The following is a 23,320-nucleotide window of genomic DNA, read 5'->3' on the forward strand; positions in this document are numbered from 1 at the left end:
GCAGGCTCAGGCAGGAGAACTGGACGAGGCCGTAACCTACCTTCAGTCACTGAGAGCAAACAATCCGGACCAAGCAGAGAAACTCTGGCTGCTTGAAGTCAACTTACTGATTGATCAGGATAAAAAACCACAAGCACTGATCGCGGCCAATGCGGCACTCGCAGAATTCCCCCGAAATATCGAAACCCGCTATGCCCGCGCCATGCTACTGGACTCGGAGGGCCAGACAGACAAAGCTGAGCAGGACCTCAACACCATTCTTGAAATACAGCCCGACAGCTCTGTCACCCTGAACGCTCTGGGCTACATATTGACTGAACGTACCAACCGCCTGGACGAGGCACAACGCCACATAGAGAAAGCCCTGACCCTCGATCCGGAAAACCCAGCCATTCTGGACAGCATGGGCTGGGTACTGTTCAGGCAAGGCAAGGTGATGGAAGCTCTGGACTACCTGTCACGGGCGTGGGCAGTCTACCCTGACCCTGAAGTGGCGGCCCACTATGGTGAAGCACTCTGGAGCATCGGAGAAGAAGAGCAGGCTCGTATTATCTGGCAAAAAGGGCTGGAGGCTGACCCAGACCACGACATACTGACAAAAACCGTAGAACGCCTGACCACAACCGGGAGCCATGAATGACCTGTCGGCTCCCCCTGGCGCTGGCCTGCCTGCTCTCTTTGGCAGGCTGCACCACCATACAACTTGAGCCCCTGCCCAACGGAATGACCGACCAGCCACCGGCAAACTGGGCCTCTCACACCGCCGAGCTGACCAGATTCAACCACTGGCTGCTGTCCGGAAAACTCGCCGTAAAACAGCCATCCGATAGTGGAACCGCTATTATAAATCGCTGGCAACAGCAGGGTGAGAGCTACGAGCTTGCACTGTCTTCATCGTTTCTGGGTATGGGCAGCACCCAGCTCAGAGGCGTCCCGGGCTACATACATCTTACAATGGCCAACGGCGACATTTATCAGTCCTCAGAGCCGGAAAACCTGATCAAAGCTGCTACTGGCTGGCAACTACCCATAGACAATCTAACCTGGTGGATCAAAGGATTACCGGCCCCAGAAGGTGATTTCCGGTTACTGTTTGACGATAAAAACAAGCTGGCACTCATCAAACAGGACGGCTGGGAAATACGCTACGACCGCTGGCACCCATCGGCCGGAAACCTGCCGGAATTACCCGCGCGAGTTACCGCTCTGAAGGAAGACAAAAGAGTTCGGGTTGTGATCAGCAACTGGCAACGCGAGGACTAAAAACGTGACAACCAGCATCACCCTGCCCTCGCCGGCAAAACTAAACCTGTTCCTGCACATCACCGGCAGGCGTCCTGATGGCTACCACGAGCTCCAGACACTGTTCCAGTTCCTCGACTACAGCGATGAGCTGACATTTACCCTCACGCCTGAGCAACCGGGTATACGCCTCGAAAACCCTATTCCCGGAGTTCCCGACGACCATAACCTGATAGTCCGTGCGGCGAAATCTCTGGCAGCTCACTCAAGCCACGAACTCCCGGGGGTAACCATCGGACTGACCAAGCGCCTCCCCATGGGCGGCGGCCTCGGTGGTGGAAGCTCCAACGCAGCAACCACTCTGGCAGGCCTAAATAAACTCTGGCGCCTCAACCTCTCTGAAGATGAACTGGCAAAAATCGGACTTACTCTGGGCGCCGACGTACCGGTTTTCGTGCGCGGACGGGCGGCCATTGGTGAAGGCGTAGGGGAAATACTTACCCCTGCAAACCCTCCTGAAGACTGGTTTGTCGTGCTCAAACCAGACTGCGAAATTAATACCGGAAAGATTTTTTCCGAAGAAGGCTTGACAAGAGACACCCCAAAATTGAAAATACGCCCCGCTTTTGAGGGAGACGCCTCGAGGTACCGAAATGACTGCGAGGATGTAGTTAGAAAACTGTATCCTGAGGTTAACCGAAGCCTGGAATGGCTGGCACAATTCGGACCTGCAAGATTAACCGGAACCGGGGCTTGCATTTTTGGACGTTTCCCTACAGAATCCGCAGCCCGGATTATCTGGGAAAGCAAACCCTCCGGCATCAAGGGGTTCGTAGCTAAAGGGGTGAATATTTCACCACTTCACATAAAGCTAACAGAGCTAGAATGATGCCAAAAAAGCACGATACTGGGGTGTCGCCAAGTGGTAAGGCAACGGGTTTTGATCCCGTCATGCGCAGGTTCGAATCCTGCCACCCCAGCCACCTTTCTCCCGCTTCTTCTGAATCAAACGCCGATAATGAGAAGGATGCCGTCGTGTCAAAACTGATGATTTTCTCTGGCAACGCCAACCCTGAACTTGCCAAAGCAATCGCAAAAAAACTCCATATTCCCATGGGTCAGGCCACTGTAGGCCGGTTTAGCGATGGTGAAACCACCGTCGAGATCAATGAGAATGTACGTGGCCATGATGTTTTCATCATTCAGCCCACCTGCTACCCCACCAACGACAACCTGATGGAACTGATCGTGATGGCCGACGCACTTCGTCGCGCTTCCGCCTCTCGCATCACCACCGTTATCCCCTATTACGGATATGCGCGTCAGGATCGTCGGGTACGCTCAACCCGGGTAGCCATCAGCGCCAAGGTCGTGGCTGACATGATCTCCAGCATCGGCGCAGATCGCGTACTGACTCTCGACCTGCACGCAGACCAGATTCAAGGATTCTTCGATATTCCGGTAGATAACATCTATGCAACACCGGTTCTGCTCGAAGATATCGAAAAGCAACGTTTCGAAAACTTCGTTGTTGTATCTCCAGACGTCGGCGGCGTTGTCCGTGCCCGGGCCGTGGCCAAACGAATGAACGATGCCGACCTGGCCATCATCGACAAACGTCGCCCGAAAGCGAACGTGTCTCAGGTCATGCACATCATTGGAGACGTGCAAGATAAAACCTGCATCCTGGTGGATGACATCGTTGATACTGCCGGCACTCTGTGCAAAGCCGCCGAAGCACTTAAAAACCGTGGCGCGTCACGGGTTGTGGCTTACATCACCCACCCGGTACTGTCCGGCCCGGCGATCGAAAATATCAGCGGATCCGAACTCGACGAACTGATTGTTTGTGACACCATTCCACTGAGTGACAAAGCGAAGAAGTGTGATAAAATCCGCGTCCTCAGTATGGCTGGCCTACTCGCAGAATCTATTCGCCGCGTCAGCAATGAAGAGTCTATCAGCGCCCTGTTCGAGAACATGTGATCCGGAATCCCCGGAAATACGCAGGCAACCCAACAGGTTAGAATACGCTGAAACAGCATCGGAGTCGGGAGCCCTACACGGCTCCCGACTCTTTTAGTCAGCCTGAGAAAATATTCTGAGGCTATTCAGAAACATCATCTGTTCAAACGCCTGGTCGCGGGCAGTTCAGATGACGATTGAGGTACATACCATGTCCCAGGAATTTGTTATTGAAGCATTTCCTCGTGACGATCAGGGGAGAGGTGCGAGCCGCCGCCTGCGTCGTGAGGAAAAGAAAATCCCAGCTATCGTCTACGGTGCTGGCAAAGAAGCCGTTTCTATTTCCATTTGGCACAACGAACTGAAAAAAGCCCTGGAGAATGAGGCTTTCTTCTCACACGTTCTGACCCTTGAGCTGAACGGCAAAAAAGAAAGCGTGATCCTGAAGGATCTGCAGCGCCACCCATACAAGCCGCTGCTTTCCCACGCTGACTTCCTGCGCGTTGACAAGAACCAGGAGATCGTTGTTCACGTTCCGCTGCACCTGCTGAACGAAGACACAGCTCCGGCAATCAAAACCTTCGGTGGCGTTGCATTCCGCCTGTTGACTGAGATTGAAATTGCTTGTTTGCCGCAGAATCTGCCTGAGTTCATCGCAGTAGATCTGTCTGAGGTTGAAATGGACCAGGTTGTTCACATGAGCGATCTGAAACTGCCAGAAGGCGTTCGCATTCCTGCCCTGCAGCACGACTCAGAGCATGATCAAGCTGTTGTAGCTATCCAAAAGCCGAAAGGTGTTAAGGCCGATGACGCCGAAGACGCTGAAGCTGAGGAAGGCAACGAGGAGTAATTACTCCGGAGGGACTGGCATATGGCACAGGATATTGTCATGGTGGTTGGCTTGGGGAACCCTGGCGCTGACTACGAGAATACCCGCCATAATGCCGGCGCCCTGTTCGTCGAAGCTCTGGCCCGCGATGCGGGTCAGACGCTCCGCCCCGAAAAGAAGTACCACGGTTTATATGCCCGCATTCAATGGCAGGGCCTAGACCTGCATCTGCTCAACCCCAGTACGTTTATGAATCGCAGCGGCCTGGCCATCAAGGCGCTAGCGGACTTTTTCAAAATTGCTCCTGAGCAGATCCTTATTGCCCACGACGAACTCGACATCCCCTCTGGCACAGCCAGATTTAAGAAAGGTGGCGGCCACGGCGGGCATAACGGCTTGCGCGATGCCATTGCACATCTGGGCACCAAAGACTTCCAAAGACTTCGCATTGGCATAGGCCACCCCGGTGATAGCCGCAAGGTAACCGGCTATGTACTCGGCCGACTCGGTAAGCAGGAAACTGAAAACCTCAATGCAGTAAATAATGAAATCATGCGCGTACTGCCCGATGCCGCAAACGGCAATCTCGCAGCCGCCATGAACCGCCTGCACAGCTTCAAGCCAGCAACCTGAACACAACACAACTCCTTATTCGCACCTATACCGATACACCGGTATAATCCGCGCAAATTATTAGTTCCAGCAGAGGCATTCCATGGGTTTTAACTGCGGCATCGTCGGCCTACCTAACGTCGGCAAATCAACCTTGTTCAACGCATTGACCAAAGCCGGTATCGGCGCGGAAAACTTCCCGTTCTGCACCATCGAACCGAATGCCGGCGTAGTGGCCATGCCGGACCCACGTTTAAACAAACTCGCGGAGATCGTAAAGCCCGAGCGCACGGTACCCACAACAATGGAGTTCGTGGATATCGCCGGCCTGGTTGCTGGCGCCTCCAAAGGTGAGGGCCTTGGCAACCAGTTCCTGGCCAATATCCGCCAGACAGACGCCATCGCCCACGTAGTGCGCTGCTTCGAAGACAACAATGTCATTCACGTTGCCAATAAGGTGGACCCTGCATCCGACATCGAGGTCATCAACACCGAGCTTGCCCTGGCCGACCTGGACACCGTAGAAAAAGCGATCAAACGGGTTCAGCGCATCGCTAAAAGCGGCGATAAAGAAGCTAAAGCTCAACTCGAAATGTTCGAAAAGCTGCTCCCTGTCCTGAATGAGGGCAAGCCCGTGCGCAGCATGAACCTCGACAAAGACCAGCTGACATTAATCCGTGAGCTGTGTCTGCTGACCATCAAGCCCACCATGTACATAGCCAACGTTAGCGAAGACGGCTTCGAAAACAACCCGCACCTCGACGTGGTTCGGGAAATTGCTGCGTCGGAAAATGCGGCCGTTGTGCCGATCTGTAACAAGATCGAAGCCGAGATCTCCGAACTGGAAGACGATGAAAAAGCCATGTTTCTGGATGAAATGGGCATGGAAGAGGCCGGCCTCGACCGCGTAATCCGCGCAGGCTACAAACTTCTGGACCTGCAAACCTATTTCACTGCTGGCGTGAAAGAAGTTCGTGCCTGGACTGTAAGGATTGGCGCCACCGCCCCTCAGGCCGCTGCCGTTATTCACACTGACTTCGAGCGCGGATTTATTCGTGCTGAAGTCATCAGTTATGACGATTTCATTCAGTACAAAGGCGAAGCCGGTGCTAAAGATGCCGGAAAATGGCGTCTGGAAGGCAAGGAATACATCGTTCAGGACGGCGACGTCATCCACTTCCGCTTTAACGTGTAACTTTTCGGGAAATATTGGCATCCAAGCCTTGACAGCTTGAGGCCAAATGCCGAAAATACGCGCCTCGTTTGGGGTGATCCCCAAAACGATTTGGCAAGGTAGCTCAGTTGGTTAGAGCACAGCACTCATAATGCTGGGGTCGGCGGTTCGACTCCGCCCCTTGCTACCAGTATTCGAAGGGCCACCGTGTAAACGGTGGCCCTTTTCTGTTTTGAGGACGGCCTCACCCATTCCGGGAGCTTAGTGCGGGACGACCCGCTTTGCATGGCAGCCTTGCTATGAGAACGACTAAAGACAGAATCCGCCAAGCCATTTCATTTGAGATCTTTGGCCTTCTCCTTTCCACCCCTCTGGCCGCTTTCGCTTTTGGCCTCGACCTAGGGCAAACCGGCGTGCTGGCAGCCATTGGGGCAGCCATCGCCACCTTCTGGAACTACATCTACAATCTGGCCTTTGATCACGGCCTGAAACGGCTGACCGGTACAACCCGAAAAGCCCTGAGGGTTCGTTTTCTACATGCTATTGGTTTTGAATTCGGGCTCATGCTTGTGTTTCTGCCCATTATTGTCTGGTGGCTCGAAGTCAGCCTGCTGGAAGCTCTGGTCATGGATATTGCGTTTATGGTGTTCTACCTGATTTATGCATTCGTGTTCACTTGGTGTTACGACACAATCTTTCCCGACAACGATCAGCCAGACACGACTTCTCCGAAAATCAAAGAGCCCTGACCAACTCAACCGACACAAACCTTCTGGTAACAAGTGGTTCGACTCCAGCCAGCGACCGCAGTATTCTGTATAGCCCGACCACAGGAGTTCGGGCTTTTTTCGTTTTACATCCTCTGGAATTTTTCTATGCGCGAATCCATCGTGTCAGGCTTATCTGTCAATGCCCTTGACCGAATCTCTCACCATTTCAATGAACGTTACATCCAGCCGGAAAAACTTCCCGGCGGGGTAACGCTCGTAGCCCGTCATGGCGAAATTGTCTGGATTCAGGCGCAGGGACTAATGGATGTCGAGCGCAACCGCCCCATGCAGAGAGACACCCTGTTCCGCATCTATTCCATGACCAAGCCCGTCACCTCCATCGCAATGATGCAACTGTATGAACAGGGCAAATTTCTGTTGAATGACCCCGTGCACAAATACATTCCGTCCTGGCGCAACATGCGGGTTTACAAGAGCGGCAGCTATCCGGACTTTAAAACTGAGCCTGCCGCCACTGAGATGACAATCCGGGACTTGCTGACCCACACCTCAGGCCTGACATACGGTTTTACCGAAAGAACAGAAGTAGACGCCGCCTACCGCCAACTGAAACTGGACGGCAGCACTATTCTTACTCTGGACAAGCTCGTCGATAAACTGGCAGAACTTCCGCTCGAATTTTCTCCCGGTACGGCCTGGAACTATTCTGTGTCGACCGATGTACTGGGTTATCTGGTTCAGGTGCTTTCGGGCAAGAGTCTCGATGAATACTTTAATGAACACATTTTTCAACCACTGGACATGACCGACACAGGCTTTCATGTGCGCCCCGATCAGCAGGATCGCTTTGCGTCCTGCTACCTGTATCAGCCTGGTGACAAAATGAAGCTGCAGGACGATCCGGCGCGCTCAAAATTCCTGAAGCCACCCCGGTTCCTGTCTGGCGGTGGCGGACTGGTTTCAACCATCGATGATTACCACAAGTTTGCCCAGGCCCTTTGCCAGGGCGGCCAGTATAAGGGGCAACGTATTATCGGCCGCAAAACTCTTGAGTTCATGCGCAGAAACCATCTACCGGGTAATCAGGATCTCCCGGCCCTATCCATTGGCGGATTCAGCGAAACCCCCTACCAAGGCAGCGGCTTTGGCCTGGGTTTTTCGGTAAAAACCAACGTCACGCAATCACAAACCATAGGTTCTGAAGGGGAGTTTGGCTGGGGCGGGCTGGCCAGCACCAACTTCTTCATAGATCCTGAGGAAGATCTGGTGGTCATATTCATGACTCAACTGATGCCATCATCCTCTTACCCCATCCGACAAGAGCTCCGGGCCCTGGTCTATGGCGCAATGGTCTAACGCGACAACCGTCATGTTTTGAAGGGCCCGCACGGTAAAAGACACCGATCGCAGCTCTAAAACGCGCTCAGCTATTCGATGACTCCACGCCCTGTGGCATACTCGGTTGCCTCAACCAATAACGAACAATCCACCAGCAAGGAATGTTGTGATGAAACCAGCAACTCTCGCCCTGCACGCAGGCTTCAAGAGCGACCCGACCACCAGAGCCGCTACCACGCCAATTTACCAGACAACGTCTTACACCTTTGATGACACTCAACACGGTGCAGACCTGTTTGACCTTAAGGTTCAAGGCAACATTTACACCCGTATCATGAACCCCACCAATGCGGTTCTCGAAGAGCGCATGGCAGCACTCGAAGGTGGTATTGGCGCACTGGCCGTTGCCTCCGGTATGTCGGCCATTACCTACGCCCTGCAGACCATCTGCCGTGTTGGCAACAACATTGTCAGTACCGGCCAGCTGTACGGCGGCACCTATAACCTGTTTGCCCACTCTCTTCCGAATCAGGGCATCACCTGCAAAATGGTAGCGCATGATGATTTCGAGGCTCTGGAAAATGCCATCGATGACCAGACTCGCGCACTGTTCTGCGAATCCATTGGTAATCCGGCCGGTAACATCGTCGATATCCAAAAATGGGCCGAAATTGCCCATAAGCATGGCATCCCGCTGATCGTTGACAACACTGTTGCCACGCCGCTCTTGTGCCGCCCCTTCGAGCATGGTGCGGATATCGTCATCCACTCTCTGACAAAATACATTGGCGGTCACGGTACAACCGTCGCAGGTATTGTGGTGGATTCTGGTAAGTTTGACTGGAAAGCCAACGCCGACAAATTCCCGATGATGAATCAGCCCGACCCCTCTTACCACGGCGTGGTTTATACAGAGGCTCTTGGTGCCGCTGCATTTATTGGCCGCTGCCGAGTAGTTCCGCTACGCAACACCGGCGCTGCACTGTCACCATTTAATGCGTTCCTGATTATGCAAGGTATGGAAACGCTGGCTTTGCGCATGGAGCGCCACTGCTCCAACGCCGAAAAAGTAGCCCAATTCCTGCAGGAACACCCTGCCGTTGAATGGGTAAACTACGCAGGCCTGGCAAACAGCCCATATAAAGCAACCTGTGAAAAGATCTGTGGCGGCAAAGCCTCAGGCATTCTGAGTTTTGGCATCAAAGGCGGCCGGGAAGCCGGTGCCAAGTTTATTGATGCTCTGGACCTGATCCTGCGATTGGTGAACATTGGTGATGCCAAGTCCCTGGCCTGCCACCCGGCTACAACCACACACCGCCAGCTGGACGCAAAAGAGCTGAAGAGCGCAGGTGTAAGTGAAGACCTGATCCGTTTATCCATCGGTATTGAAGATGTCGAAGACATCATTGCCGACATTACTCAGGCACTGGAAAAATCCCAAGCCTGATCCAAATCAACCGGGTACGACCAAAGTCGTGCCCGGTTACCCCGTGATTGCCCGTATCCGTCTTGTAACTCCCCGCCTCGCCCATTACCCTTTATAGCTCTTCCTACTTTGATTCGAGAGCTCCCGAGCCAATGAGCGACAACGCAGAACCCCGCATTAGCAGTGGATCCAAATTCCGTAACGAACATGGCTTCTCGGCCATCAAAGACGGAGTAAAGCGATCGACTTCAAGTTCGGAAGAGAAACCTCAGGAGCGCAAGCCAAAATGGCTGAGGGCGAGGATGCCTGGTGGCGAGCGCTATGACGAAGTGCGCCGTAATGTTTCTGAGCATCGCCTGAGTACCGTGTGCCAGGAATCCCACTGCCCCAATATAGGGGAATGCTGGACAAACGGCACGGCCACCATCATGGTGATGGGTTCGGTCTGCACACGCGCCTGTAAGTTCTGCGCGGTCGACACAGGCAACCCGAAAGGCTGGCTGGACTCTGATGAACCGGAAAACACCGCCAAGTCTGTAGAGCTCATGGGCCTTCGTTACATAGTGCTAACGTCTGTGGACCGGGATGACCTCGACGATGGCGGCGCGGCGCACTATGCGGCGTGCGTGTCTGCCATTAAACAACGCACCCCGGAGGTTGCTGTAGAGGCCCTCACCCCGGACTTTGATGCCGTGATGAGTAATGTCGAGAAAGTGGTGGATTCCGGCCTGGATGTCTTCGCCCAGAATGTGGAAACCGTCAAACGCCTTACCAGCCGGGTGCGCGACCCCCGAGCGGGTTACGAGAAAACCCTCAGTGTTCTCGCTCACGCCAAGCAATACCGCCCGGATGTCATCACCAAAACCAGTCTGATGCTGGGGCTTGGCGAAACAGAAAGCGAAGTACTTGAAACCATGGATGACCTTCGCGCCATCGGCGTGGATATTCTCACTCTGGGCCAATACCTGCGCCCCACCAGGAATCATCTGCCGGTGGAACGTTACGTCACACCAGAAGAATTCAACCGGTTTCGGGAAATCGGTCTTGAGAAAGGCTTTATGGAAGTACCCTCAGGCCCTATGGTCCGCTCCAGCTACCGCGCTGACCGGGTGTTCGACAAGAATAACCTGGGCTTGGCCGTACCAAACGTGCCTGACTCCACCCAAGCCCTGCAGATCCCTGTCAAGAATGTGGAATAGCATACATCCTCATACCCGATAGACTACCGAGGAAGTGCAGAGAGCGCTTCCTCGCACTCTCTTATTGGGACTGCTGCATCTGACGTTGTTGCATGTGGCGCTGCATCTGCTGTTGCATCTCCCGCATTTTACGATCCAGCTCATCACGTTGTTCATCGGTAAATACAGCATCAACCTTGGCTTGCATCAACGCAGACAGCGCCGCGATTTCACCGGTCACATCGCCAAGCTTCTCAGCATTCAAACGAATACTTTTCTCGTCGTAGTCCGCTTTAATTTCAGCCTGCAGGTTTTGCTGTAAGGTTTGGGCGCTCTGGCGAAGCTCGCCAAGCTCACCTTCCACTTCACTGATAATACCCCGGATTTCTGTTTGCTGGTCAGCAGACAGCCCTACCATCTCCGCCAGTTGAGCGACCTTATCAGGTTGCCCCTGTTGGGCAAAAGCCGGAAGCGAAAGGCTAAGAGCAACCAGTGCAGTGCCAATAAAATGCTTAAGTTTCATAGTACTCTCCGTATATTCAGTGGCCGATTCACACCACTGAGTTGTGAGTTTTACGCCTCAGAGACTGACACCCTAAATCATTCACTCTCAGAATTTCACCCCAACACCTCTTCTTTTTGTACGCACTATCCATCCCCCCTTGTTAATACCGCGCCAATCAAGCCTCTAAGCAATGTGAAAAATTAGTCATTCCCCTGCATAATGGCGACTTTCCATACCATACGGAGCAGACATCATGGCCATTAACTGGTTTCCCGGGCACATGCACAAGGCCCGAAAGGAGATCAAAAAAGTCATGCCCCAGATGGATCTCATCATTGAGGTAGTAGACGCCAGACTCCCCTTCAGTAGCGAAAACCCCCTTGTTCCTTCACTACGTGGCGATACGCCGTTGATCAAAGTGCTTAACAAGCGGGATCTGGCTGACCCGGCAATTACAGGCCAATGGCTAGAGTGGCTGGAACAGGAGCGTGGCGTGCGAGCCATCACCCTGACCCACAACCAGCGCCAGGAAGCGCTGAACATTCTGAAACTTGCACAAGAGCTAACACCCGGTCACGACCGTCAGAAGAGTGCTTTACGGGTGATGATCCTCGGCATCCCCAACGTCGGAAAGTCCACACTCATCAATACGCTGGCAGGAAGACCTGCGGCAAAAACCGGGAATGAGCCAGCGGTAACCCGCGCTCAGCAGGCCATCAAGCTGCAGGACAACATTCTGCTGTATGACACCCCCGGGTTTCTTTGGCCCAAGCTGTCACCAGAGCAGTGTGGTTACCGCCTGGCCATCAGCGGAGCCATACGCAGTGCAGTTCTCGACTTCGAAGATGTCGCTATGTTTGAAGCCGACTACCTCGTAGAGACCTACCCCGATCTGGCGATGTCCCGCTATGGCCTTAGCGAGCAACCCCGAGACGGGCTGGCGCTCATGGATGCCATTGCCGTGAAACGGAAATTTTTGGGTCGTGGCGGCGTACCCGATCTACATAAAGTCTCAGAAGTACTCATCAATGAATTCAGAGCCGGCACGATTGGCCGTATTTCACTGGAAACACCTGCGATGATCGAAAAAGAACTGGCAGAAGCCAGAGCGCGAGAAGAAGCGGAGCTTGCTGAAAAAGCTCTTAAAGATCAAACTCGCAAACAGAAAAATGCTAAATCCAGAGGTTAAGAAAAAACACTTGTAGTCAGATGGTGCGACATAATGCCACCTTCTTTTGTTATACTTGACGCTGATCAACGAAAAGGACAGTGGATTTTGAAATTTCCCCTGTTTTAACGGTTTTCACAGAACCCTTTCGCTCCGCACGCTAAGTTGTGCGGGCCGTCATCGATCAACCCGGATGGTCCATTAACTATGGCTCAGGCAATTCCTCTCCACCAACTGTCGCCGCTCAAAGCCTCCTGCAACCAATGCAGCTTGAGCAATCTCTGCTTGCCTCTGGCAATCGAAGAAAACGACCTGGACAGACTTGAAGATATTGTTCAGCAAGGAAAAATTTATAACCGTGGCGAGCATATTTTTGACCAGAGCACGCCCTTCAAATCCTGCTTCGCGGTTAAAAGCGGTTCAATTAAAACATCCATCATCACTGAGGGGGGTGAGGAACAGGTCACGGGCTTCTTTATGCCAGGTGAACTTGTAGGCCTCGACAGCATGAGTGGCGAAACCTACGCATGCACAGCAAAGGCTCTGGAGCGCACGAGTCTTTGTGAGTTTCCGGTTGATAAATTGCAAGAGCTCACAATCAAGCTTCCGGAACTCCAGCATCACATGTACCACCTGATGAGCCAGGAAATTCAGAACAGCCATCAGTTGGCCATGTTGCTCAGCAAAAATACAGCAGAAGAGCGTATTGCAGCCCTGCTGCTCTCTCTTTCCAGCCGGTTCCGCCGCCGCCGCATGTCAGCCACCAATTTCAGCCTGCCAATGCCCCGTAACGACATCGCAAACTTCCTCGGCCTGGCCGTTGAGACAGTCAGCCGTGTGTTTACCCGTTTTCAGAACCAGGGAATCATTCGCGCGAAAGGGCGTGAAGTAGAGCTGTTAGATGTTGAAGCACTGCAGATGGTCACCCGGGATTTTGCTAAGCAAACCTGCAGATAAAACCACTCAACAAAATCAGAGCCGGCCGCTTGTCACGCGGCTGGCTCGCCCTCCGTTTTACCGGCTTCCTTGACCATTGCAAACTCTTCAGCCAGCCAGCTACGCCAGGGCTGCTGCTTGATCCCGAAAGTGTTGCGGATTTTTGTGCACACCATCGTATTGTTAACGGGTTCAAGATGCCCCCAGTCCGGTACATCATCGACCACTCTTATTCCCTCAGGAATACCTGGCATACCGGCAATAGAGAGCCCGAGTTCATACAAAGAGATCTCTTCCGCACCGGCGTATTGGTATGTCCCCCAGGCTTCAGCTCCACAGTCCAGCTGCAAAATAATTGCAGCCATTACCCTTGCAAGATCTTTCACTGCAACCGGCTGACCAAGGCAGCGACCAGGCAAAGAAACGGCTTCTGAACTGGCGCTGTTTTCGTACACTTTCTTTGCAATACGGGCGAGGCTCCATCCGGTTCGCAGAATAATGTGTCTTGCCAACTGGCTTCGCAGAGCCTGTTCACACTCCCACTGCCAGCGCCCAAGTTCATTGATGGGCTGCCCCGGGTTGGAGGCGATATAAGCATCCTGCTTCCGGCCATCAAACACATAGCAAGATGACAACTGTAGCATCGCCATATTGTGTTCAAGCGCATGAGCCGCCAGCGCCAATGGCAGCGAAAACGCCACTTCATGGGTGGCTTCCCGGTCACTTTCAGCTAACTCAGGATCTACCAACCATAGCGCATTCACAATCAGGTCTGTGTCCTCAGGGATCCAGCTGGCCAACGCGTGAAGGTCTACCGTTGCCGGATCACTCACCAGCAACGGGCTGACCCGAAGGTGCGTTGCACGTAAACGATCAAGAAGTACCCGACCTAACAAACCGTAATCGTGAACAACTAATACATGCACAGGAATTCAAGGCCTCCGGATTTCACTGATATGACGGCTGCGATCAAACGTTCAGGCCAATGGCCCAAACGGTCATTTTACTGCACTATTCGTCAAACTATCTCACAACTTACTTGCGACCAGAACGGTGGCCACGCAATTCCAAGAAATTGTGCTGACACTGAGCATACAACACCGGAATTTTTCATGCTGAAACATCAAAGCCACATTGTTGCACCGATCCCAGATGAGCTCCGAACCAGGGCTCTGTATACCGTCAGCGAGCTAAAGGCGCATGGTAAAGCAGACAAAGAAGCCGTCGATAAGCTGTACAATCTGATTATAGAACTGACGGATCAAGGCCTGGATTTCTTTTTTCTGGAACCCCTGCGCCGCCTGAATGCTGGCAGCATGACAATGGGCATGGCAAAAATGGGAATCAGCAGCATGCTCAAGGGGAGCAAAATGGTTATTCACAAGGTACTAAAAAAACTGGATGAGCCAAGCCTGGCTGCTATCCTCGAGTTTATCGAGGAAATCATTCACGAACCAGATACACAGTGATCCCCCAACCAATAAGACCGGGACCGTTGATTACTGACAAACCCGAGGTACTCTTGCGGTAACCCCTGTCAGCAATTCATAACCAATGGTGCCAGCACAGGAAGCCACTTCGTCTACACTCACCTGCTCACCCCACAACTCTACCCTGTCGCCTTCTTTTGCCTCAGGCACCTGTGATAGGTCGACAGCCAGCATATCCATCGAAACTCTGCCCAGGAGGCGTATACGCTGGCCTCTGACCGCAGCAGGTGTTCCCGTGCCCGCATGGCGCGGATACCCGTCACCATAACCGACTGCCACCATTCCCATCCGGGTTTCGGTGTCTGCCACCCAGCTTGAACCGTACCCAATAGACTCTCCCGGGCCGACCACTCGTGTGGTAATTAAGGGGGCCTCTAGCGTCATCACCGGCCTCAGTCCTAATTCTTTCGCCGTCGTGCCAATCACCGGAGACGCGCCGTAAAGCATAATCCCTGGACGGCTCCAGTCATAAAGCGGTTGCCCGGGCAAAAAGTGGGCAGCAGAATTACCCACACTTCGCATCAGCTCAGGCCAGGCCGCAGTAGCACGTTCAAAAATGCGAGTCTGCTCAACGGTCATAGGACTCGTCGTGTCATCTGCACACGCAAAGTGAGTCACAAAGCCCTGCACAGGTATGCGACACCCGGCAGATTCAAGCTCCCCCAGCACCAAAGATAAATCATCAGGCCTGAAACCAAGGCGATTCATCCCTGTATTCACTTTCAGCCAGAACAAGGGCGCACTAGCGGCTGTCAGCCACTCAAGCTGGGCTCTGTTATGCAATACTGGCTCGAATCCCTGCTGCCGACATACGTCCAGGTCTTGCGGGCTATGAACCCCTTGTAGCATAACCACCGGCTGATCCAGGCCCGCCGCACGTATTTCAAGCGCTTCTTCCAGGCAAGCCACCGCAAATTTGCTGGCCTGGCTTGCCAGCGCCTTCGCCACAGAGCGAATACCGTGCCCATACCCATCAGCCTTCACAACCGCCATGGCTTGCGCAGTTCCGGCCCGGGCTTGCGCAACTCTGAAGTTGTACCTCAGAGCCTCCAGATTAATTCTCGCAACAGTAGAACGTGGCATTAATAGTCATCACCGTAATCGCCGTAATCTCCATGCGCCAAGTCCTCGAACTTGGTGTATTTACCAATAAAGGCTAAGCGTATGGTGCCAATGGGGCCGTTCCGCTGTTTACCGATAATAATTTCAGCGATGCCCTTGTCCTGAGTATCTTCGTTATAGACCTCATCCCGATATACGAACATGATGACGTCTGCATCTTGCTCAATCGCGCCTGACTCCCGAAGGTCGGAGTTGACCGGGCGTTTATTAGGCCGCTGCTCAAGACTTCGGTTCAACTGGGACAACGCCACGACCGGGCAGCTCAACTCTTTAGCGATCCCCTTCAAAGACCGGGAGATTTCGGAAATTTCCGCGGTACGGCCTTCAGTATTTCCGGGCACGCGCATCAGCTGAAGGTAATCGACCATGATCAGCCCGATTTTCCCCCCGTTTTCACGGGCAATCCGGCGAGCCCTGGAGCGCATTTCCGTAGGGCTCAGCCCCGGGGTATCATCGATATAAAGGGGTTTGTCTTTCAACAGGCTAACGGCCGAGGTCAGACGAGGCCAGTCTTCTTCTTCGAGCTTACCACCCCGTACCTTGGTCTGATCAATGCGCCCCAGAGATGACAACATACGCATCGCCAGAGCATCCGCGGGCATCTCCATACTGAAAACCAGTATCGGCGTGCCGGTACTGATCAGCGCATTTTCAACAATGTTCATTGCAAAGGTGGTTTTACCCATAGACGGCCGACCGGCAACGATTATCAGATCTGCAGGCTGCATACCCGAAGTTTGGTCGTCCAAATCACGAAATCCAGTTGTCAGGCCTGTCGTTTGTTCCCCAGACTCAAACAGCTCTTCAATTCGGCTTAATGTGGTCGCCAGAATCGGATTGATCCCCTTGGGCCCAGAGCCTTCTTTGGTGCGTGCCTCAGCAATCTGGAAGACGCTTCGCTCAGCCTCATCCAATATTTCGTTACTCTTTCGCCCCTGGGGATTAAAGGCCGAATCGGAAATCTTGCCCGACACTTCTACCAACTGCCTCAGGATCGAGCGCTCTCGTACAATATCGGCATAAGCTGCGATATTTGCGGCACCCGGGGTTTTCTCAGCCAGCTCTGCCAGATAAGCAAGACCTCCGGCATCTTCGATATCCCCTGCGCGCTCCAGGAATTCAGCAAGCGTAACCACATCCAGTGGTTCACTCTCGCTGGCCAAACGCTCCACCGCTCCAAAAATCAGGCGATGATCCTGACGGTAGAAATCGGCAGCCGAGATAATTTCTGAGATCTCATCAAAGCGCCGGTTATCCAGCATCAGGCCCCCAAGCACAGCCTGTTCCGCTTCAACAGAATGAGGGGGAACCTTGATGCGACTGGTTTCCGGATCAATCGATGCAGGTTTAAGAGTGGGAGTTGCCATAGACACCAGACACGTAAGAAATGAAAAAACAGAAGTACAAGAATACCAGAAACAAACGGGCCCGAAACCGTTTCCGGCTCGGGCCCGTTTAAGACATCTAAAACCAGAGCTTCAGATGCCTCTGAACTAACCGCCTGCTGACAACCGATTACTCGGCAACAATCGCCAGCTTGATGGTAGTTTCAACGTCGGTGTGCAGGTGAAGCTCGATTTCGTACTCACCGATAGCCCGAAGCGGACCTTCCGGCAAACGAACTTCGCTCTTCTCTACTTCAGTGCCGCCTGCAGAAACGATTTCTGCAATATCACGAACACCGATAGAACCGAACAGTTTACCTTCTTCACCAGCCTTGGAGGTAATGGTGAAGGCAGCGCCTTCCAGAGCCTCTGCACGGGACTGGGCAGTTGCCAGCTTCTCAGCAGCAGCTTTTTCCAGCTCAGCGCGACGTTCTTCAAACGCCTTTACATTTGCTTCCGTAGCAGGCACAGCCTTGCCATACGGCAGCAGGAAATTACGACCGTAACCGGCCTTAACTTTTACCTTGTCGCCCAGGGTGCCAAGGTTTGCTACTTTCTCGAGCAGAATAACTTCCATCTCGTTAACCTCTTCGTGCTTTATTCAGCCGGCCCGGCAGGTACTATACGCCCCCGGAAATCCAGCCAGCTATCCACAAAAGCCAGAACCAACAACAGCATCATCAGATTCAGACCCAACAGACCCAGTACAACGTAAAACGCAAACAGTGCCTGTCCGCCCCACTGCTTACGACCAACAACACCATGAACCAGAGCCAAACCTGCCACAAAAAGCGGAGTTCCTGCGGCCCAGGCCAACAGCACCGGATTAAGCCCCAGTAACGGGCCCGACACCATGGTTACAGCGCAAACAATCGCAATGGCCGGCGACAGCCTGATGGCATGGAATTCACGCCGGAATCCACCCGGGTTATACAACCCTGCCTGCCAGGCTCTCGCCAACATGGTCATGCCGATCGCAGTTGCGAAAGACGATCCCACCATGCTGGCGCTCATCGCGCTTCGAATGATCCGCTCCAGGTCGCCGCCCAGAGCCTGAACCATTTCGGCGTTGTATTGATCGTAAAAATCGACACCTATCTGAACAAGTTCATTTAGAAGTGCCGGATACATAAGGGGCAACATCAGCCCGCTCAATATCGTCAGAAAGGCGCCGGATAAGAGCGCGTTTTCCCAGGACAGCGTTGCTCTGAAGACCGATGCCATCAGCATCGTTTGCAACAGAACGATCAGAGCCGTTGGATTCTGCCCGTATGTGGCCCAACCCAATGCTGGCAAAAATGCCCAGAGGCCAATTGTTAACCCCTGCCGAATCCCTAGTCGCATAATGACTAAGGCAGTAACTGCTGCGCCTACCCAGAACAACAAAGGAACAGTAGTCGTGACTACTGCAACCCCGCCGGCCTGCATGGGACCGCGCATTACATACTGTGCCAGTGCACGCATGGTCCCGGGTCCTGTCTGTCAGTGCTTAGTGGTCGTGACTATCCGTATACGGCAGCAGTGCCAGGTAGCGGGCGCGCTTGATTGCGGTAGCCAGCTGACGCTGATAACGTGCTTTGGTGCCGGTGATACGGCTGGGCACGATTTTGCCGGTTTCAGTGATGTAGCCTTTCAGGGTGTCCAGATCCTTGTAATCGATCTCTTTAACACCTTCTGCCGTGAAGCGGCAGAACTTACGACGTCTGAAAAAACGAGCCATAACTTAACTCCTAACTCCGGTGAATTACTCTTCTTCGCCTTGGGAATCAGTGTTCTGACTTTCGTCAGACTCTACTGAACGGCGTGGACGATCATCTCCGCCGGAACGACGGTCCTCACGGGACTCAGCGGCTTTCATCGGAGACAGTTCAGTCACAGCCTCGTCGCGACGCAAAATCAGCTCACGAATGATGGCATCGTTGAAGCGGAAGTTATGAGTCAGCTCGTCCATCGCAGCTTGTGAACATTCAACGTTCATCAGCACGTAGTGAGCCTTGTGAATCTTGTTGATCGGGTATGCCAGGTGACGACGGCCCCAATCTTCCAGGCGATGTACCTGACCGCCATCTTCAGTGATGACGCCGGTATAACGCTCGATCATCGCGGGCACTTGCTCGCTCTGATCAGGATGTACCATAAATACGATTTCGTAGTGACGCATGAGTTCTCCCTACGGGTTAAACAGCTTTCGTCTTCAGAGAACACCTTGTGGTGCTGCTCCCAAGCGTAGAAAGCAAGGAGGTGACAGCTAAGCTGCCGGCTTCTTTTTGCTTTATTGACAAGGCATTAACGATAAACACCTGACTAAAAGCCAGATTTCGCTTCCCTAATTACAGGCAATACAAAACCACCCCTTCTAAAAGGGGTGACGTATTCTATGCCCAAGGGAGGTGTCGTGCAAGGATTAACCGATGCGCTGGCGCAAAGCTTCGTATAAGCAAACACCCGTAGCAACCGAGACGTTCAGGCTGTCCACATGGCCTAGCATCGGAATATTAATCAACTGATCGCAATGCTCACGAGTAAGACGACGCATCCCCTTACCTTCTGCACCCATGACCAAAGCAACCGGACCTTTGAAATCCGCCTGATAAAGGCTGGCATCAGACTCGCCAGCAGTGCCTATCAACCAAATCCCCATATCTTTTAGCTCTCTCAGACAACGAGCCAAATTCGTTACTCTCACGAACGGCACGGTTTCCGCCGCACCACAAGCCACTTTTCTGGCCACTGGCGTAAGAGTTGCCGATTTATCTTTGGGAACAATCACTGCCTGAACTCCGACAGCATCGGCCGTACGCATACAGGCCCCCAGATTATGAGGATCTGTCACGCCATCCAAAACCAGCAGAAAAGGTGGCCTGTTACTCGTTGCCAATTGGGCCAACAAGTCTGCCTCTGTCCATTCACGACTTTCGGACACTTCAGCAACCACACCCTGATGCACTCCGGAAACCCGCTCATCCAACTCCCGGCGATGCACGACACTCCAGCGAACACCAAGGGTATCCAGCGCTTCTGTTACCGACTTTACTCGTTTATCCTGCCGGCCAGTCTGAATCCAAACCCGCAACAATCGCTCCGGCTCCCGTTTCAACACTGCATCCACGGCATGCCAACCAAATACATATTCCTGAGACACTAGCGATCAATTCCTGTGCAGCTGATTACTTCCGGCTCTTCCGCTTTTTGCTCGCGACCGCCGGTTTGCCTTTAGCGCCTTTTTTGGATGCTTCCCGGGCAGCTTCACCCGCTAACTTTTCTTTAGCACTGACGGGCTTCCCCGGCTTACCACGCTTACCGCCTTTGCCAGCCCGATCACCTTTATTACGAGGTTCACGCTTGGCAATATCCAAGGCATCCCTATCGGCTGTTCGTTTTTTCGGCTTACTGGTCAACTCCAGATCAATCTTACGATCTTCAAGCCCCACACGAACAACCTTGACCCGCACTTCATCCCCCAAGCGGAAGCTTACTGCAGTGCGCTCACCAATCATCCGATGCTTGGCCGCGTCGTGATGGAAGTAATCACCACTCAGGGTCGATACATGCACCAAGCCTTCAATGTAGATATCCGAAAGCTCCACAAAGAAACCAAAGGGCACAACCGCCGCTATAACGCCGTCATACTCTTCGCCAACGTGATCCTTCAAAAATTCACATTTGAGCCAGGCCATAACATCGCGGGTAGCATCATCAGCTCGCCGCTCTGTCATCGAGCAATGCTCACCAAGCTTTTCAATTTTGGCGTAATCGTAGGGATAAACTGCCAACTCGGCGTCCATCACCTTTGGTGACACCACATCTTTCTGCATTTCCGGATTGTGAATACAAGACTTAATCGCCCTATGCACGATCAGGTCCGGGTAGCGACGAATAGGAGAAGTGAAGTGGGTATAACTCGCAAAGCCAAGACCAAAGTGACCACTTTCTTCCGGGCTGTACACCGCCTGACTCAATGAACGCAACATCACCATCTGGATGACGTTCGCATCCGCCCGGTCCGCAACTTCAGCCAATAATTTTTGATAGTCTCCAGAAGTGGGCTTATCACCACCACCCAACTGAAGACCCAGCTCACTCAAAAACAGCCTCAGTTTACCCAAACGCTCTTCGGAAGGACCATCATGCACCCGGTAGAGCGCAGGCATCTTGTGCTTTTTGAGGAAGCGCGCTGTTGCCACGTTTGCACACAACATGCACTCTTCCACAATCTTGTGTGCATCGTTACGATGTACTGGCACAATTTCTTCAATCTTGCGATTCGCATCGAAGACAACTTTTGTCTCCGTTGTCTCAAAATCGATAGCACCACGCTCAGTCCTTGCTTTTCGAAGAAGCTTATAGAGCTCATATAAATTGTGCAGATGCGGCAATAAATCTGCGTAGTGAGCACTGAGCGTGTACCCCTGCTCAGTGTCTGGATGTTCAAGCATGGTGCTGACTTTGTTATAAGTCAGCCGGGCGTGACTGCGCATCACCGCCTGGTAAAAGGTGTAGCCACTGATGTTACCCGCCGCGCTGATGGTCATATCCGCCACCATGCACAACCGGTCAACACCCGGATTCAATGAGCACAGGCCATTGGAGAGCTTCTCCGGCAACATTGGCACCACATGATCCGGGAAGTAAACGGAGTTACCTCGCTGCACAGCCTCTTCGTCCAACGGTGAACCCGGGCGGACGTAATGAGACACATCAGCAATCGCCACAACCAGCCGGTAGCCACCTCGGGCGCGAGGTTCGCAATAGATCGCATCATCAAAGTCGCGAGCAGTCTCGTCATCGATAGTGACCAGCCGCATATTACGAATATCGACCCGGTTAACCTTGTCCTCTTCAGCAACTTCAGCCGGGATCGAAGCCGCTTGTTCACCGACTGCAGCCGGCCAACTATGGGGAATATCGTAGGAACGGATCGCAACATCAATCTCCATACCAGGAGCCATGTGCTCACCCAGAACTTCGATCACCCGGCCCGTCGGTTGGGTACGGATTGTAGGCTGGCGCAAAATTTCAACAACAACATACTGGCCATGCACGGCCTTACCCACATTTTCATCCGGAATCAGTATCTCGTGATTAATCCGGGCATTTTCAGGCACGACGAAAGCAATGCCGCTTTCTTTAAAGAATCGGCCAACCGTTTGTTCCGTACGGTGCTCCAATACATCCACAATAACGCCTTCACGACGCCCACGATCGTCTACACGATCCACCCGGGCGGCCACCCTGTCGCCATGAAAGACCTGGCGCATCTGGCGCGCGGTCATAAACAGATCGGAGCTACCGTCATCAGGTATCAGGAAACCAAAACCATCCCGATGCCCGACGATCTTGCCCGTCACCAGATCCGCCTCTTCAATAGGCAGAAACGCATCCCGACGGTTGCAGATCAATTGCCCGTCACGACACATGGCAATCAGGCGACGGCGCAATGCCTCAATACCTTCTGCCGACTCCTGCCCCAATTCCTGGCACAGAGTTTCGTGCGTAGCCGGAGCACCACGTTCTTTGAGGTGATTAAGAATAAACTCCCGGCTCTGGATGGGGTTATCGTACTTCTGGGCTTCACGTTCAGCGTGAGGGTCCCGTCCTTTTTTCTTTCTGGAAACCATTCGGATCCTTGTTGTTCAGGCCGCATTCTGCGCGGCGAAATTCACTAATTACCACAGTATAACGCTGCAGCTACAAACCTCCATGGTAAGGGGCGATTAATAGGCACAAATACAGCAAAATTTTTTTTACCAAAACGTTTGACAGCCTCAAAAGGAATCATTAAAGTACGCGCCATCGGTTGAGGGGCTTCCTTCAACTCTGGCAGAAACGCTAAGTTTTCAACAAACTGACAGCAAAACTGCAAATCACCTGCCGAGGTGGTGAAATTGGTAGACACGCTAGCTTCAGGTGCTAGTGGGGGCAACCCCGTGGAGGTTCAAGTCCTCTCCTCGGCACCATTTCCTCCTTCAGGAAATGGCAAAACCCCAGAAAATATCGCACCCTGCCCCAAACACCACTCTTCGTGTCTGGAGATTTTTTGTGCCTGTTAAAAAAGCGGCAGGCAATCTCGCTTGCCGCCCACTATTCACTCGTCAGCAGGTGACTCTGCCAACCCCTCAATCAGGTATTCCGTAAGCGTTTTATAGCCGTAAGTTACCTGTGCATAAGCACTGTTCGGGGCATCACGGAACAGCATTCCGCAGCCTGTTACCGTTCCAC

At 53.0% G+C, this 23,320-nt stretch carries 25 protein-coding genes and 3 tRNA genes; 17 read left to right on the forward strand and 11 right to left on the reverse strand.

Annotated features, from left to right (window positions below):
- From ABYA77_RS11910 to lipA, 13 genes are all read left to right on the forward strand, one after another.
- A partial coding sequence (locus ABYA77_RS11910; RefSeq protein ID WP_372966199.1) for a tetratricopeptide repeat protein occupies nt 1–640 on the forward strand: 640 nt, incomplete at its 5' end.
- Nucleotides 637–1,263, forward strand: a complete 627-nt coding sequence (lolB, locus tag ABYA77_RS11915) for a lipoprotein insertase outer membrane protein LolB (RefSeq protein ID WP_372966200.1) — start codon at nt 637–639, stop codon at nt 1,261–1,263. The genes ABYA77_RS11910 and lolB, both read left to right, overlap by 4 nt.
- 4 nt (nt 1,264–1,267) lie before the next feature.
- Entirely contained in the window at nt 1,268–2,131 is an 864-nt protein-coding gene (gene ispE / locus ABYA77_RS11920; protein ID WP_372966201.1) for a 4-(cytidine 5'-diphospho)-2-C-methyl-D-erythritol kinase, read from the forward strand.
- Between the two features lie 19 nt (nt 2,132–2,150).
- Nucleotides 2,151–2,225 (forward strand) — tRNA-Gln (locus tag ABYA77_RS11925).
- Nucleotides 2,226–2,277: 52 nt separating this feature from the next.
- On the forward strand, nt 2,278–3,228 hold the full coding sequence (locus ABYA77_RS11930; RefSeq protein WP_372966202.1) for a ribose-phosphate diphosphokinase: 951 nt from the start codon (nt 2,278–2,280) through the stop codon (nt 3,226–3,228).
- A gap of 190 nt (nt 3,229–3,418) precedes the next feature.
- Nucleotides 3,419–4,057, forward strand: a complete 639-nt coding sequence (locus ABYA77_RS11935) for a 50S ribosomal protein L25/general stress protein Ctc (protein WP_372966203.1) — start codon at nt 3,419–3,421, stop codon at nt 4,055–4,057.
- A gap of 21 nt (nt 4,058–4,078) precedes the next feature.
- Nucleotides 4,079–4,669 (forward strand): aminoacyl-tRNA hydrolase, encoded by a 591-nt coding sequence (pth, locus tag ABYA77_RS11940; RefSeq protein WP_372966204.1) that lies wholly within the window; start codon nt 4,079–4,081, stop codon nt 4,667–4,669.
- A gap of 82 nt (nt 4,670–4,751) precedes the next feature.
- Nucleotides 4,752–5,843: a redox-regulated ATPase YchF gene (gene ychF / locus ABYA77_RS11945; RefSeq protein ID WP_372966205.1), complete on the forward strand. Its 1,092-nt coding sequence runs from the start codon at nt 4,752–4,754 to the stop codon at nt 5,841–5,843.
- Nucleotides 5,844–5,935: 92 nt separating this feature from the next.
- Nucleotides 5,936–6,012: transfer RNA gene (locus ABYA77_RS11950), tRNA-Met, on the forward strand.
- A gap of 109 nt (nt 6,013–6,121) precedes the next feature.
- Nucleotides 6,122–6,571, forward strand: coding sequence for a PACE efflux transporter (locus tag ABYA77_RS11955; protein ID WP_372966206.1), 450 nt, complete (start codon nt 6,122–6,124; stop codon nt 6,569–6,571).
- 126 nt (nt 6,572–6,697) lie between these two features.
- Nucleotides 6,698–7,909 (forward strand): serine hydrolase domain-containing protein, encoded by a 1,212-nt coding sequence (locus ABYA77_RS11960; RefSeq protein ID WP_372966207.1) that lies wholly within the window; start codon nt 6,698–6,700, stop codon nt 7,907–7,909.
- 151 nt (nt 7,910–8,060) lie between these two features.
- Nucleotides 8,061–9,338, forward strand: a complete 1,278-nt coding sequence (locus ABYA77_RS11965) for an O-acetylhomoserine aminocarboxypropyltransferase/cysteine synthase family protein (RefSeq protein WP_372966208.1) — start codon at nt 8,061–8,063, stop codon at nt 9,336–9,338.
- A gap of 131 nt (nt 9,339–9,469) precedes the next feature.
- Nucleotides 9,470–10,516, forward strand: a complete 1,047-nt coding sequence (gene lipA, locus ABYA77_RS11970) for a lipoyl synthase (protein WP_372966209.1) — start codon at nt 9,470–9,472, stop codon at nt 10,514–10,516.
- Between the two features lie 61 nt (nt 10,517–10,577).
- Here the strand turns inward: lipA and ABYA77_RS11975 are convergent, their stop codons facing one another.
- A complete protein-coding gene (locus tag ABYA77_RS11975) occupies nt 10,578–11,018 on the reverse strand; it encodes a Spy/CpxP family protein refolding chaperone (RefSeq protein ID WP_372966210.1) in 441 nt (146 codons plus the stop codon).
- 235 nt (nt 11,019–11,253) lie between these two features.
- Here ABYA77_RS11975 and ylqF point away from each other — a divergent pair, with 235 nt between their 5' ends.
- Nucleotides 11,254–12,189 carry a ribosome biogenesis GTPase YlqF gene (ylqF, locus tag ABYA77_RS11980; protein WP_372966211.1) on the forward strand — a complete coding sequence of 312 codons (936 nt, stop codon included), beginning with the start codon at nt 11,254–11,256 and terminating at the stop codon, nt 12,187–12,189.
- 186 nt (nt 12,190–12,375) lie between these two features.
- On the forward strand, nt 12,376–13,125 hold the full coding sequence (gene fnr, locus ABYA77_RS11985; protein ID WP_372966212.1) for a fumarate/nitrate reduction transcriptional regulator Fnr: 750 nt from the start codon (nt 12,376–12,378) through the stop codon (nt 13,123–13,125).
- Between the two features lie 32 nt (nt 13,126–13,157).
- Here the strand turns inward: fnr and ABYA77_RS11990 are convergent, their stop codons facing one another.
- Entirely contained in the window at nt 13,158–14,030 is an 873-nt protein-coding gene (locus ABYA77_RS11990) for a sugar nucleotide-binding protein (protein ID WP_372966213.1), read from the reverse strand.
- A 186-nt stretch (nt 14,031–14,216) separates the two neighbouring features.
- Between ABYA77_RS11990 and ABYA77_RS11995 the strand changes: the two genes are divergently transcribed.
- Complete coding sequence (locus ABYA77_RS11995) at nt 14,217–14,573, forward strand: hypothetical protein (protein WP_372966214.1); 357 nt, start codon at nt 14,217–14,219, stop codon at nt 14,571–14,573.
- A 30-nt stretch (nt 14,574–14,603) separates the two neighbouring features.
- On the opposite strand, the gene alr is transcribed toward ABYA77_RS11995, so the two are convergent.
- The 9 genes from alr to ABYA77_RS12040 form a co-directional block, all read right to left on the reverse strand.
- On the reverse strand, nt 14,604–15,677 hold the full coding sequence (gene alr / locus ABYA77_RS12000; RefSeq protein ID WP_372966215.1) for an alanine racemase: 1,074 nt from the start codon (nt 15,675–15,677) through the stop codon (nt 14,604–14,606).
- Nucleotides 15,677–17,083 (reverse strand): replicative DNA helicase, encoded by a 1,407-nt coding sequence (dnaB, locus tag ABYA77_RS12005; RefSeq protein ID WP_372966216.1) that lies wholly within the window; start codon nt 17,081–17,083, stop codon nt 15,677–15,679. Before dnaB ends, alr begins: the two co-directional genes overlap by 1 nt.
- Nucleotides 17,084–17,231: 148 nt before the next feature.
- Complete coding sequence (rplI, locus tag ABYA77_RS12010; protein WP_372966217.1) at nt 17,232–17,678, reverse strand: 50S ribosomal protein L9; 447 nt, start codon at nt 17,676–17,678, stop codon at nt 17,232–17,234.
- A 20-nt stretch (nt 17,679–17,698) separates the two neighbouring features.
- Entirely contained in the window at nt 17,699–18,565 is an 867-nt protein-coding gene (locus tag ABYA77_RS12015; protein WP_372966218.1) for a hypothetical protein, read from the reverse strand.
- A gap of 25 nt (nt 18,566–18,590) precedes the next feature.
- Nucleotides 18,591–18,821 carry a 30S ribosomal protein S18 gene (rpsR, locus tag ABYA77_RS12020; protein ID WP_008937282.1) on the reverse strand — a complete coding sequence of 77 codons (231 nt, stop codon included), beginning with the start codon at nt 18,819–18,821 and terminating at the stop codon, nt 18,591–18,593.
- A 24-nt stretch (nt 18,822–18,845) separates the two neighbouring features.
- The gene (gene rpsF / locus ABYA77_RS12025; RefSeq protein WP_372966219.1) at nt 18,846–19,262 is read right to left on the reverse strand and encodes a 30S ribosomal protein S6; all 417 of its coding nucleotides are present in this window, start codon (nt 19,260–19,262) and stop codon (nt 18,846–18,848) included.
- Between the two features lie 243 nt (nt 19,263–19,505).
- Nucleotides 19,506–20,243 carry a 23S rRNA (guanosine(2251)-2'-O)-methyltransferase RlmB gene (rlmB, locus tag ABYA77_RS12030; protein ID WP_372966220.1) on the reverse strand — a complete coding sequence of 246 codons (738 nt, stop codon included), beginning with the start codon at nt 20,241–20,243 and terminating at the stop codon, nt 19,506–19,508.
- A 25-nt stretch (nt 20,244–20,268) separates the two neighbouring features.
- Entirely contained in the window at nt 20,269–22,719 is a 2,451-nt protein-coding gene (rnr, locus tag ABYA77_RS12035; RefSeq protein WP_372966221.1) for a ribonuclease R, read from the reverse strand.
- 44 nt (nt 22,720–22,763) lie between these two features.
- Nucleotides 22,764–22,997, reverse strand: coding sequence for a hypothetical protein (locus ABYA77_RS12040; RefSeq protein WP_372966222.1), 234 nt, complete (start codon nt 22,995–22,997; stop codon nt 22,764–22,766).
- Between ABYA77_RS12040 and ABYA77_RS12045 the strand changes: the two genes are divergently transcribed.
- A tRNA-Leu gene (locus tag ABYA77_RS12045) sits at nt 22,972–23,058 on the forward strand. The two genes, ABYA77_RS12040 and ABYA77_RS12045, sit on opposite strands and share 26 nt — an antisense overlap.
- The last annotated feature ends 262 nt before the right edge of the window (nt 23,059–23,320 follow it).

Origin of the sequence: Marinobacter sp., from assembly GCF_041595835.1 — a bacterium.
Lineage (GTDB): Bacteria > Pseudomonadota > Gammaproteobacteria > Pseudomonadales > Oleiphilaceae > Marinobacter.

Bases quoted from the DNA above. Each gene is read 5' to 3' on its own strand.
- lolB (WP_372966200.1), top strand. From the start codon at position 637: ATGACCTGTCGGCTCCCCCTGGCGCTGGCCTGCCTGCTCTCTTTGGCA.
- ABYA77_RS11935 (WP_372966203.1), top strand. From the start codon at position 3,419: ATGTCCCAGGAATTTGTTATTGAAGCATTTCCTCGTGACGATCAGGGG.
- pth (WP_372966204.1), top strand. From the start codon at position 4,079: ATGGCACAGGATATTGTCATGGTGGTTGGCTTGGGGAACCCTGGCGCT.
- ychF (WP_372966205.1), top strand. From the start codon at position 4,752: ATGGGTTTTAACTGCGGCATCGTCGGCCTACCTAACGTCGGCAAATCA.
- ABYA77_RS11955 (WP_372966206.1), top strand. From the start codon at position 6,122: ATGAGAACGACTAAAGACAGAATCCGCCAAGCCATTTCATTTGAGATC.
- ABYA77_RS11960 (WP_372966207.1), top strand. From the start codon at position 6,698: ATGCGCGAATCCATCGTGTCAGGCTTATCTGTCAATGCCCTTGACCGA.
- ABYA77_RS11965 (WP_372966208.1), top strand. From the start codon at position 8,061: ATGAAACCAGCAACTCTCGCCCTGCACGCAGGCTTCAAGAGCGACCCG.
- lipA (WP_372966209.1), top strand. From the start codon at position 9,470: ATGAGCGACAACGCAGAACCCCGCATTAGCAGTGGATCCAAATTCCGT.
- ABYA77_RS11975 (WP_372966210.1), bottom strand. From the start codon at position 11,018: ATGAAACTTAAGCATTTTATTGGCACTGCACTGGTTGCTCTTAGCCTT.
- ylqF (WP_372966211.1), top strand. From the start codon at position 11,254: ATGGCCATTAACTGGTTTCCCGGGCACATGCACAAGGCCCGAAAGGAG.
- fnr (WP_372966212.1), top strand. From the start codon at position 12,376: ATGGCTCAGGCAATTCCTCTCCACCAACTGTCGCCGCTCAAAGCCTCC.
- ABYA77_RS11995 (WP_372966214.1), top strand. From the start codon at position 14,217: ATGCTGAAACATCAAAGCCACATTGTTGCACCGATCCCAGATGAGCTC.
- alr (WP_372966215.1), bottom strand. From the start codon at position 15,677: ATGCCACGTTCTACTGTTGCGAGAATTAATCTGGAGGCTCTGAGGTAC.
- dnaB (WP_372966216.1), bottom strand. From the start codon at position 17,083: ATGGCAACTCCCACTCTTAAACCTGCATCGATTGATCCGGAAACCAGT.
- rplI (WP_372966217.1), bottom strand. From the start codon at position 17,678: ATGGAAGTTATTCTGCTCGAGAAAGTAGCAAACCTTGGCACCCTGGGC.
- ABYA77_RS12015 (WP_372966218.1), bottom strand. From the start codon at position 18,565: ATGCGTGCACTGGCACAGTATGTAATGCGCGGTCCCATGCAGGCCGGC.
- rpsR (WP_008937282.1), bottom strand. From the start codon at position 18,821: ATGGCTCGTTTTTTCAGACGTCGTAAGTTCTGCCGCTTCACGGCAGAA.
- rpsF (WP_372966219.1), bottom strand. From the start codon at position 19,262: ATGCGTCACTACGAAATCGTATTTATGGTACATCCTGATCAGAGCGAG.
- rnr (WP_372966221.1), bottom strand. From the start codon at position 22,719: ATGGTTTCCAGAAAGAAAAAAGGACGGGACCCTCACGCTGAACGTGAA.